General features: G+C 59.7%; 7 protein-coding genes and 2 pseudogenes. 2 read left to right on the top strand and 7 right to left on the bottom strand.

Going from position 1 to position 11,387, the window contains the following annotated elements; all coding sequences use genetic code 11:
• The first annotated feature begins 2 nt into the window (after positions 1 to 2).
• Together G3N58_RS05195 and G3N58_RS05190 are read left to right on the top strand one after the other, a co-directional pair.
• Entirely contained in the window at positions 3 to 2,426 is a 2,424-nt protein-coding gene (locus G3N58_RS05195; RefSeq protein ID WP_205998661.1) for a M23 family metallopeptidase, read from the top strand.
• 14 nt (positions 2,427 to 2,440) lie between these two features.
• Entirely contained in the window at positions 2,441 to 2,866 is a 426-nt protein-coding gene (locus tag G3N58_RS05190; RefSeq protein WP_205998660.1) for a hypothetical protein, read from the top strand.
• 353 nt (positions 2,867 to 3,219) lie between these two features.
• Here the strand turns inward: G3N58_RS05190 and G3N58_RS05185 are convergent.
• The 7 genes and pseudogenes from G3N58_RS05185 to G3N58_RS33995 form a co-directional block, all read right to left on the bottom strand.
• Positions 3,220 to 3,999: pseudogene (locus G3N58_RS05185) on the bottom strand (IclR family transcriptional regulator); the annotation flags it as partial.
• 182 nt (positions 4,000 to 4,181) lie between these two features.
• Positions 4,182 to 5,714 carry an AMP-binding protein gene (locus G3N58_RS05180; RefSeq protein WP_205998659.1) on the bottom strand — a complete coding sequence of 511 codons (1,533 nt, stop codon included), beginning with the start codon at positions 5,712 to 5,714 and terminating at the stop codon, positions 4,182 to 4,184.
• 59 nt (positions 5,715 to 5,773) lie between these two features.
• Positions 5,774 to 7,558, bottom strand: coding sequence for an ABC transporter permease subunit (locus G3N58_RS05175; protein WP_167285552.1), 1,785 nt, complete (start codon positions 7,556 to 7,558; stop codon positions 5,774 to 5,776).
• Between the two features lie 48 nt (positions 7,559 to 7,606).
• Complete coding sequence (locus tag G3N58_RS05170; RefSeq protein ID WP_205998658.1) at positions 7,607 to 8,668, bottom strand: ABC transporter ATP-binding protein; 1,062 nt, start codon at positions 8,666 to 8,668, stop codon at positions 7,607 to 7,609.
• A gap of 35 nt (positions 8,669 to 8,703) precedes the next feature.
• Positions 8,704 to 9,765 (bottom strand): ABC transporter substrate-binding protein, encoded by a 1,062-nt coding sequence (locus tag G3N58_RS05165; RefSeq protein WP_167285551.1) that lies wholly within the window; start codon positions 9,763 to 9,765, stop codon positions 8,704 to 8,706.
• A gap of 88 nt (positions 9,766 to 9,853) precedes the next feature.
• A complete protein-coding gene (locus tag G3N58_RS05160; RefSeq protein ID WP_167048174.1) occupies positions 9,854 to 10,615 on the bottom strand; it encodes an enoyl-CoA hydratase/isomerase family protein in 762 nt (253 codons plus the stop codon).
• A gap of 498 nt (positions 10,616 to 11,113) precedes the next feature.
• Positions 11,114 to 11,206: pseudogene (locus G3N58_RS33995) on the bottom strand (IS5/IS1182 family transposase); the annotation flags it as partial.
• Positions 11,207 to 11,387: the final 181 nt, after the last annotated feature.

Raw genomic sequence — 11,387 nt, 5'->3', positions numbered from 1 at the left:
CGATGATTATCAGCCCCCCTTTCCTGCCCACAGGTGTCAACAACGGGCACGGTCCGGATGACGATGATGATCCGATGATGACTGCTGTGAATGAATTCGAGCTCGCGCACGGCGTCTACCCAATTGCGTTTGACCGGCGTTGGCATACGGGTATCCATCTGATGCCTGCAAACAAAGGCGACCCGGTACGTGCGATTGCTGACGGAGAAGTCGTTGCCTATCGCATTTCGCAGAAAGCCATCGATGGCGGTTCGGGTGCGCTTGATAGCAACACTGGTTTCGTACTTCTGAAGCATCGCACTGAGACGGGTGATGGACGGTCGATCACCTTTTACTCGCTTTATATGCATCTATTAGACTTGGACAGCTATGCCGATGCTGGAGCGACCTCTGTTCTCCAAAGCTTGCCCGGTTTTCTCCAGAGTGCCACGCCCGACGAAGGGGCGGCTGGCAATAGCTCATTGAAGGTGTACCGGAAAGATGTCCTCGGCGTACCAGGCGCTTGTCATGGCCAGCGGCATATTCATTTCGAAATATTTATGTTACAGAATGATTTCAAGGACTATTTCCGAAATACAAAGCTGGGCAATGCGCAGCCCACGACAGCAGTAGGAAATGACTGCTGGGGGCACACTTATTTTGTTATCCCCGCAGGCCAGAATTTCAAGAAATTGCCCGATGGTGCCAATCCAACGACTCACACTCTGAACACGATCAAGTTTGTACCGTTGCAAGATGGAACCAATGACACACCTCTGCACGTTGAAGCTTACTTCCATAGAGGAAACAGATACGTCAAAACGTGGAGCGTTGCTCAAGATGGCACGCGCACGCTGCTCACGTCGCAGTCCGTCGAGGAAAATTCCTTCGAATACGGAATGATTCACCGCGCAATCAAGTTGTACGATAACAATCCCAATAACGGCTACGAACAGCTACGTTTCGGTCGGATTCTGTCCGATGATCCGACTCCGCCGGTTGCTGCTACCGACACGTCGACGACCAGTTCGACCGAGTCGCTGAGCAGTACCGCACAATTGACCAACCAGTTGTACGCAGGTTCGACATGGATGCGTATTGCGTTTTCGCAAGATAGGGAAGGGTACATCGACATCAATCCGAGCAATATCGTCAAGTTGTCGGACGCAGATTTCTCTTTCGTCGCCGGCTGGCAGAAAATCAGTGAAGAAACTTCGCCGTATAGCGATGACGGCATGTGTGACGTCGATCAACTGAACAAGATTTTGGCTGATGCGGCACCTGTGGCGCTCGATTCCAAAGAGTACGTCGACGAGGACGGGTTGTGCCAGTATGTTTTGGGGCACGATGATGTCAGATCGAAGCTCCGGGGATTCATATGTGAAGCGCCCACCGAATGGGACAAGACGGGCAATTCCGAACGCTATAAACGACTGAATGATCCTGACGGCTTTTACGGTAAGCAGCAGACTAATCCAGACGGCTATCACGATTTTTTGCAGCTTCTCGAGAAATTCCAGTTTTGGGATAAAACCGGAATTTCCAGTGAAAAACTATGGTTCTTTCATCCGCTTGAGTTCATCAGGACGTTTAGGAGATGCGGTTGGCTCAGCCAGGAGGAAATGGCAAGGTGTTTTCCACCTAAGTGGCTATACCTGCAGGGAACGCAGTTCGCGCAGACGACCACTAGATGGAGTACTGCGAATAGCCGTGCCCATGAATGGGTTTTACCGTTCAACAAGGGAACCAGAAAATATGGTGTGTCAGCCACGCGCCAGCGCTTGGCCCATTTCTTTGCTCACGTCGTGCCCGAGACAGGCAATCTTCATAGCGTTAAGGAAATTGGTGGGGAGCATAAGCACTATAACCCGTACTACGGACGCGGCCTGATCCAGTTGACGCTTAAGGAAAATTACGAAGCATACGGAAAATTCAGAAAATTTCCAACCGGTAATGCGCCGGCTCAATTTTCCGCAATTGGCTGGGACCCAAACGCCTTGATTGCGCGAAATAACGAAGGCGACCACAATTGCGATAATTGTGTAGACAGTTCCTGCTTCTACGTGGCCAATCGCGCTGGTATGCTTGGCCACATGGATGCGGGCGTCACTCAGAATGATGCGGCCGTGGTCAGCGGGGATGTAAACGGGCACGTAAGCATAGAGAACCTGAATGGCTACGATGTCAGACTTCAGGCTATTCTTTACATGCGAAAGGTATTGCTCGACGACGTATTTCCGGGTAACTCGATTCCTCTGACTTTCGTATGGCGACGTAATAGCGCAAAAGAACCTGTTCTGGATGAGCATGGAAATCCTGTTCCGGAAACGACTGGACATCCGCCACATGTTGTAATGATCGGCAACCCACCTCATCCGAAAATCAAAACGAAATTCTATTCGACGCAACACACGATAACCGCGTCCCTTGAATTGCAAAAACCTTAAAAATAGAGGGCTATATGAAGAGTCTATGCTTTGTGATTTCTTTTCTTTTTTTGCCTGCCATAGGGCACGCGGAAATCAGTCACGACACGTTTTGCTTTAGTTCTGGAGGGGCCAAATCGATAAATTTTGAAATGGGAACGTACTACGATTCTTCCAGCAAGTTGTCGTGGGGATACGTCGAGTACCAGAATGCAAAACAGTCTATTCCCCTGGTACTTGCAGAATCGACTGGGAAAAAGATGGGCGAGGATGTTCCAGATGAAGCCACGACAACATGGATCGAAATCTATGGGAAACAGATCACCGGCGAGTATCAGATGGTGAGCCAGGGGACCATGGTTCCATCGATGGTCTATACCAACAAAAAAAGCGGTAAAAAGGTAGAATTTGGACTCAACCCTGATGCTTCGACTGACAAGGGCGGCTGCGATTGGAAATGACAAGAGCTGCATTCGCGAGAAGACGTTGAGTCGCTATCGCATGTGATCTACAGAATGCTCTCAGATACTAAACGGCAACGAGACTACCGCAAGTGGAACCGTCGTCGCAGCACATACGATGATCCGGTTCGCCGGCAGGGATGTCACTCACGATGGCGTTCGTGTTTGCTGACACGTGAGTGCGATGTCGGAAAACACGAACGAATATCGATCAATAACGACTTTTTCTCTTTCTTCTTTAGTCTTCGTTCACTGCGAATAATCTTTCAATTTGCCGTCGATCAGGCTGGGACGCGGCTGGTGTTTTGGCCCGAAAACCGTTCTTCCAGCGATCGACGTAACCCCCCCACCCCCTACACCTGCTCCACCCGCCGGCGAGTCGATATCGCGGAAGCCGTCGAAATCACCAGATCCGCAAATCGCTTCTCGTCGCGATCCGCCTGCCAGCGCGAACGCGCCACGGCGATATTGACCGCACCGATCCCCCGGCCATGCGCGTTGGTCACGGCCGCCGCCGTGGAGATATCCGCGACAAAGTACTCGTCTTCCGTATGCGCATAACCCTGCTTGCGAATCTGCGTCAAACGCTCCTTGATCTTGCGCGGCTGATACACGGTGGACGACGTGAACGCAACGAGATTCGTGCGCGAGAGGATGTCGTCGACCTCGCCGTCCTGCAAGGTCGCGAGAATCGCGAGACCGGGCGCCGTGCAGTAGGCCGGCAGCCGCGAGCCGGTAATCACGTGAGCATTGAATACGTTGCGGCTGACGATGCGCAGCACGAACACGATATCGGTGTCGTCGAGCACCGTCAGGTTGGTCGCTTCTTCCGTCTCCGAGCCGAGTTGCTGGAGATACGGCGTCGCGCGGCTCACCAGTTCGTTCGAAATCAGATAGTGGTACGTAAAGTCCACCAGTTTCGGCGACAATTCGTATTTGCGGCTGTCCGGGTCTTTGAGCAGGTAGCCGAGCGCCGCGAGCGTGAACGTGAAGCGCTGCGTCGCGCTCATGTCGAAACCGGTTAGCGCGGCGATTTCGGAAAGCGACAGTTGTCGCTTGCTGCCGTCGAACGCGGTCAGCACCTTCATCGCCTTTTCGACGGATTGCACGTACAGTGACGATTCGCTCGGGTCGTCTACTTTTGGGGCGCCACGTGCGGTGCCGGACGTGGCGCCGGATGCGGCACGTTTGCGCGCGGGTTTGGGCTGGGCAGGACTCACGATCGGTAACCGATGTTGCAGACGCTCCCATTATTGCATACCGCTATCAAGCTATCTGATAGCGATAAGTTTGCTTTTCTCCCGCTCCGCACGCGTCAATGCCGCAGACGGTCCCACGCGTCGTCCACCTCGCGCGACAGCAGGTGCTTGCGAATGCGCTCGCTCGCAGTCAGCTCGAACTGCGCGACCGCGCGGTAATAGCGCGGCAACTGAAAACTCGCGAGCCGTTCGCTGGCCCATGCATGCAGCGACTCCCATGGCACCGCGTGGTCCTTGAACTGCACGTTCAGCAGAATGTCCTGTTCGCCGACGGACGATGCCACGCCGATTGCTGCGCTCGCCCGCACCGCCGGATGCGCCGCGAAAATCCGCTCGATTTCCCATGCCGATACGTTCTCGCCGCGCACCCGCATGCTGTCCGTGCGTCGTCCGATGAAGAACAGGTCGCCGTCCGCATCGCGACGCGCGTGGTCGCCGGTATGCAGCTTGCCGTCGCGCAACGCGCTGTGTGTCGCCTCGTCGTTCTTCAGATACATCGGTAGCAGCGCGCCTTCCACCTTGCTGGTCAGCACGATTTCGCCCGGTTTGCCGGGCGCGACCGCGCGCCCCTGCTCGTCGAGCAGTTCGAGATCGAACCACGGCAGCGCCTGGCCGATCGAACCGGGCTTGCCGGTAGAGTTGAGCGTCGCGAAGCTCGAGCATTCGGTCATGCCGTAGCACTCGCGCAACCGCACGCCGAAGCGTTGTTCGATCGCCTGCCACGCCGATGCCGCGATGCCCGCGCCCCATGCGACGCGTAGCGTGTGGTCGTGGGGCTCGCTGCCTGGCGGCAGTTGCATCAGGATATCGAGCATGCCGCCGAGATAATGCAACTGCGTCGCGCCCGCGCGCGCGACTTGCGGCCAGAACTGCGAGGCCGAAAAACGCGCCACGACATGCAGGCTCACCGGCAGCAGGAACGGCACGAGCAGCATCTGCGCACCGCCGATGTGGCACAGCGGCTCCCACATGAAGAGCCGGTCGCTCGCACGCACGTCGGCCACGCGCAATACGGCTTCGCTCGCAATACGCATCATCCGGTGCGTGAAGACAACGCCTTTGGGCGCGCCCGTCGTGCCCGACGTATAGATGATGCAGAGCGGATCGTGAATGCCGATGGCGGGTGTCGCAAGCGAGCGCGGCGCGGCCGTGCCGTCGAACGAGGGTAGCCGCACACGGCGCGCGCCCGCGTAATCGAGGTTCGCGCTGAGCGCGTCGAACTCGGCGTCGATCATGAAGAGTTTCGGCTCCGCGTGTTGCAATACGTATTCGAGGCCAGCCGCGCGCAGCCGCGTATTCACCGGCACCCACACGATGCCGCTAAGCATCAGCGCGTAGATCAGATAGATGTGTTCGGCGGAGTTGCCGAGCATCACGGCCACGCGGTCGCCTTGCACGACACCCTGTTCTTCGAACCATGCCTGCCATTGCGCAATATGCGCGACCGCCTCGCCGCAAGTGATCGCGCGCTCGTCGAATTGAAGGAACGTGCGGAGCGGATCGGCGCTGAGACCGGCCACGAGCAGCGGCACGCAATCGAGTTCGTCGTCGGGATGACGATGCGGAAAATAATTCGGATAGCGATGCATATGTTGTCGTTCTGGAAAGCCGAAAAGCAGCGGGAAATAAACGTGTCAGCGTGAATCCGTCAGCGCGCGCGGCGCTTGAACCATGAAGACACCGCGATCACCAGCGCGATCAGCACGACCAGTGTGGTCGAGACCGCCGCGAGCGTCGGCGTGATCGCCAGTTGAATGTCGTCCCACATCTGCTTGGGCAGCGTGGTATTGATGCCGCCGCTCACGAAGATCGCGATGGTCAGGTCGTCGAACGACACGAGGAAGGCGAACAGAAACGCCGCCGTGACGCTCGCCATCAGCAGCGGCAGCAGCACGGTGCGAATGCGTTGCAATGGCGAGGCGCCCATCACGCGCGCGGCATCGTCGAGCCGCCAGTCGAAACGCTGGAAGCCGGCGGCGAGCGTGACCACTACGTAGGGAATCGCCAGCACCGTATGACCGATGATGAGGCCGGTATTAGTGCCCGTCAGGCCGAAGCGGCTCAGCAGATACAGCAGCCCGACCGCGACCACGATGCGCGGCACGATCAGCGGTGCGACGAGCAGCGCGAAGAGCGGCTTGGTCGCGCGTTGCGGCAGGCGCGTCATCGCGAGCGTCGCGCCGAAACCAAGCGCGAGCGAGAGTACCGCCGTGCCGAAGCCGACTTCGAACGAGCGGATCGTCGCGCTTTGCCACACGGGCGAACCGAGGAACGAGCCGAACCAGCGCAGGCTGAAAAGCTTTGGCGGAAACGCAATGAAGTCGCTCTTCGTGAACGCATACGGCATCACGGAGAGTACCGGCACCACCAGCACGATCAGGATCGCCATCGTGAAGAGGCCGAGCGGGCTGAACACGCGCACGCCGTCGGTGGGCGGCTGCAATCCGCCGCGGCGCCGCACGAGCGGCGCAAAGAGCCGGCCCGCCGACATCAGCACCGCGAGCCGCAGGCCCTGCGCGCGCGAGCCGCGTTGTTTCTCGCTGACTTCGCCGGTCAGCGAGGTCAGGCCAACCACCCGGTCATAGACGAGGAAGATCGCGATCGAGCAGATCAGCAGTACTGTCGACAGCGCGCCCGCGAAGTGCATGTCGAACAGTTCGAGTACCGAAGAGATCACCAGTTGCGCGATCATCGTTTCGCGCGGCGAACCGAGCAACGTGGGCACGATAAAAAAGCCAAGGCTGGAAATGAACACCAGCAGTCCCGCCGCCGCGATGCCTGGAGACGACAGCGGCAGAAACACCGTGAAAAAGCTCGTGCTGCGTTCCGCGCCAAGCGTTTCGGCGGCCTGTGCGAGACGATCGTCGATGCCGCGCATGACCGGCAGCATCGTCATCACGGCGAGCGGCAGCATCGAATGCACCATGCCGATCAGCACGCCGGTCAGCGACGGAATCGTGCCGTTGGTCTCGCGGACCAGACCGAGTGCGAGCGCAAGAGTCGAGAGCACGCCCGTCTTCGAGAGCAGCAGCATCCATGCGTAGGTCTTGACGAGATAGCTGGTCCAGAACGGCAGCATGATCCACAGCAGCCAGCGCTCGCGCACGCGATTCGACACGCGGCTCAGCAGATACGCGACCGGATAGCCGAGCACGATCGAAAACGCGGCGGTGAGAAACGAGATCGCGAACGTGATCCACAATACTTTCGCGTAGACCGGCGTGCGTGCGATGCGCTCGAACTGGGCGAAGCCGATCGAGCCGTCGCTCGACACGAGCCCGCCTTGCAGGATCTCGCCTGCCGGCACGATGAAAAACACCAGCAGGAACAGCAGCGTCGGCACCGCCGGCAGAATGCGCAGCGATGCCGCGAGCCATGCGCCGCGGCGGCCCGAAGCGTCGGCTGGACGGTTCGCGCGTAGAGCGAGAGTCATGAAAAGTCCTTGGCGGCGAAGAGGTCTCGACCGTATATCAGGCCTATATCAGGCGTGCAGCAGCGTCGTGCGATAGGGGTCCCACGTGAGCCCGACCGTGTCGCCCACGCGCGGGCTCAGCGTACGTGCGCAGCGCGCGGTCAGTTCGCTGCCGTCGGGCAGCGACAGTTGCACATGCGTATCGCTGCCGAAGAACACCACGTCGTCGATGCGGCCATCGACGAAGCCGCGGCTCGGTTCGACCAGCTCCAGTGCCTCGGGACGCAGCAGCAGCGTGTGCCGCGCCGCGGCCGCTACCTGCGTCGTGCGCGGCAAGGGGATGCGTGCGCCGGCCGCCAGCAGGATCGGCTCGCCGCCTGCTTCGGTGTCATGCGCGAGCGCGCCTTCCAGCAGGTTCGAATGACCGATGAAGCCGGCTGCGAAGCGCGTCGAGGGCCGGTCGTACAGGTCCGCGGGCGTACCGATCTGTTCGATCTTCGCGTTGTTCATCAGGCAGATGCGATCCGAGAGCGTGAGTGCTTCGTCCTGGTCGTGCGTGACATAGACGAAGGTTGCGCCCAACTCCTTGTGCAGACGACGGATCTCGGCCTGCATATGCTCGCGCAATTTCTTGTCGAGCGCGCCGAGCGGCTCGTCGAGCAGAATCACCGAGGGCCGGTAGGCGAAGCAGCGGGCGAGCGCGATGCGTTGCTGTTGCCCGCCGGAGAGCTCCTTCGGAAAGCGTTTGCCGAACTCGCTCATGCGTACCATCGCGAGCGCACCGTCGACGGCCTCGCGCACTGCGTCGCGCGACTTGCTACGCATGCGCAGGCCGTACGCGACGTTGTCCCATACGCTCATGTGCGGAAACAGCGCATAGCTCTGGAACACCATGCCGATGCCGCGCTTGCCTGGCTCGACGCTCGTGACATCGCGCCCGTCGATCTCGATGCGGCCCGCGCTCGGCGCGACGAGCCCCGAGATCATCTGCAGGAGCGTCGTCTTGCCGGAGCCCGACGGCCCCAGCAGCGTCAGAAACTCGCCCGTTTGCACGGTGAGATCGGTCGGCTCCAGCGCGACGGTTTCGCCGTAACGCTTCGCGAGCCCGATCGCTTCCAGTTTTGCGCTCATGCCAATGCCTCGCGTTTAGTGCGTCATTTAATGCGTCAGGAAATGATCCACGAGTTGAAGCGTTCGGTGACTTTCTGGCGATTGGCCTGCCACCATTGCGGGCTAGGCAGCTTCATCGTCTTGATGTTGTCGGGCGCGGTCGGCAGGAGCGGGGCGCGCTGCGCGGGAATCGATTCGAATGACTTACGATTGGTCGGACCGTACGCGAGCGTTTGCGTGAGCACGGCCTGGCGTTTTGCATCCGCGCAGAAACGCACGAACTGCTTGGCCATTTCCGCGTGCGGCGTGCCCTTCGGAATGCCCCAGCCCTCGATCGAATAGAGGCCCTGATTCCAGACGATTGTCACCGGCGCGCCGGCGTCCTTCGCGGATTGTGCGCGGCCATTCCATAGCGAGATCATGTCGACGTCGCCGCTCTGGATCGCCTGCATCGATTGCGCGCCCGAGGTCCACCAGATCGCGATATGCGGCTTGATCCTGTCGAGACTTTTGAACGCGCGATCGACGTCGAGCGGATAGAGCTTGTCGAGCGGCACGCCGTCGGCGAGCAGCGCCTGTTCGAGCGTGTCGAGCGGACTGCGGCGCAGGCAGCGGCGGCCGGGAAATTTCTTCACGTCCCAGAAGTCGGCCCAGGATTTCGGGCCGTTGTCCTTGAACTTGTCGGCGCGATACGCGAGCACGGTCGAATACACGTCGACGCCGAGCCAGTCGGGCGTAATCGCCTCGGGCATGACGTCGGGGAAGTCCGAGGCCTTCAGGCCGATCGGTTCCATCAGACCTTTTGCTTCGAGGTACGGAATATCGGCGGACAGCGTCAGCGTGGTCACGTCCCACACGTAGTTGTTCGTCTTCACCATCGCTTCGAATTGCGCGACCGGCTGCGATTCGCGCGCCACGCTCACGACCTTGATGCCCGTCGCCTTTTCGAACGGATCGTAGAACGCCTGGCGGTAAGCCGTGGTGTACGGGCCGCCCGGATCGGACACGACAATCTGTTTGTCGTCGGCGCGCACCAGCGCGGGCAGCGTGCCGGCGAGCGCGAGTGCGCCGGCTCCTTGCAACATCCGGCGCCGTTTTTCGTTGAAGTTCTGCGTCATGGCTAAGGTCTCCCGTTCGCTGGCTGGGTCGGTTGGGTACTGGGTGAGGTGGGTGGCGAGCGCGGCTTGCCTGCCGCGCCGGATGGCTTTACTTCGCGCGCTTGCTGAAGAACTCTTCCATCATGCGGGCGGGTTCGCCCGAGTCGTAAGCCTCGCGCTGAATGCGAATACCCGCTTCGATGCAGTCCTGGAAGCCCGGCTCGGTCATTTCGCGGAAGCGCTGCTTGTCGAGGCGCATCGCGACCGGCGGTTTGGCGGCGAGTTCGGTGGCGATCTCCAGCGCCTTTTCGAATACTTTGTCTTGCGCGACGAGGTGATGAATGAGGCCGATGTGCCGGCACTCTTCCGCATCCATCAGACGGCCCGTGAGCGTCAGCTCGATGGTGCGCGACATGCCGAGCATCGCGTTCATGATCCAGGGGCCCGTCGTGCTGGCGATTCCCGCGTTGATTTCCGGCTGCCCCATCCGCACGCCCGGATGGCCGACGCGGATGTCGCCCAGCAGTGCGACCTGGAATGCGGAACCGGCGGCCGTGCCGTTGAGCGCCATCACCAGCGGCTTTTTCAGCCCGCGCAGCACGGCGTAGTAGCGCTGCCACTCCTTGACCCATTCGACCGCGCGCGCGCCGTCGAAATCGTGCGCTTCCGACAGATCCTGCCCCGCCGAGAACGCGCGATCGCCGGCGCCCGTCATGATGATCGCGGCGACGTTGTCGTCGTCGTCGAAGCGCTCGAGTGCTTCGATGATCGCGTTGCGCATCGGCGTGGTCCACGCGTTCAGCTTGTCGGGACGATTCAGCGTAATGACCGCGACGCGGCCGTGATTGGACAACAGGATATCTTCGCTCATTTGTTATTACATAGTAATAGTTAATGGGTGTATTGCAATATAGGTGGGTCAAAAACAGGATGCAAGTAGCAATTGGCCTCATCCACCCCGGTTTTCACGCGGCGTTTACCCCAGGTCGTTTACCCCAGGCTCGGCGGATATGTGTTGTGATGTTTTCGTTGCCGTAGCGTTGATGCGGCGATGGCGGTTTGCAGCGGTTGCCCGGTGGCGGGCGGGAGAGGGCGGAATTCTGGCGCTGGTCTTGCTGTGCGAAGCTTAGGCGAGACCTGTATTGCTGCGAGCCGGCCAAGGCGCTCGGGCCGCGCGGCATGGCGTGATGAGGATCAATGGAGCAGCGACGGCGTTAGTCGTGAGCGAAGGGTTGAGGCAGATCATCAATTTCACGGCCGTTATCGAAAGCGACTGTGGCTTGACGAGCATGGCGAAGTCAGTCGGCGAAAGTCGCTTGCGTGAAATAACGTGTCGTTAGAGCGTGTTAGGCACTGCAAGCAACTGGTCCAATGTATCTACCGCGATGCGGACTTTGCTGCCGCGTTTGCGTTTATAGCCGTCGTAACCGGCGCGAGGCACACTCTCGCAGGTCGATTGCAACATGCCTGAAGTGCCTAACGCGCTCTAACGAGAACGGCATTCCAACCAGCGCGCCGACCCACCGGTTTCACGTCGCCGAATCCTCTTCGCCGCCCAGGCGGTCCGCGATTTCCGCGCCCACGCCGCTCAGCATGCAAGGGGGCACTCCCCCGTCACAAACGGCTTATCGGTCGGTGAAACA

This window comes from Paraburkholderia sp. Ac-20342 (genome assembly GCF_017104985.1).
In the GTDB taxonomy this organism is placed as follows: domain Bacteria; phylum Pseudomonadota; class Gammaproteobacteria; order Burkholderiales; family Burkholderiaceae; genus Paraburkholderia.
The sequence above is the reverse complement of the archived record's forward strand: the minus strand, read 5'-3'. Positions and strand labels throughout refer to the sequence as shown.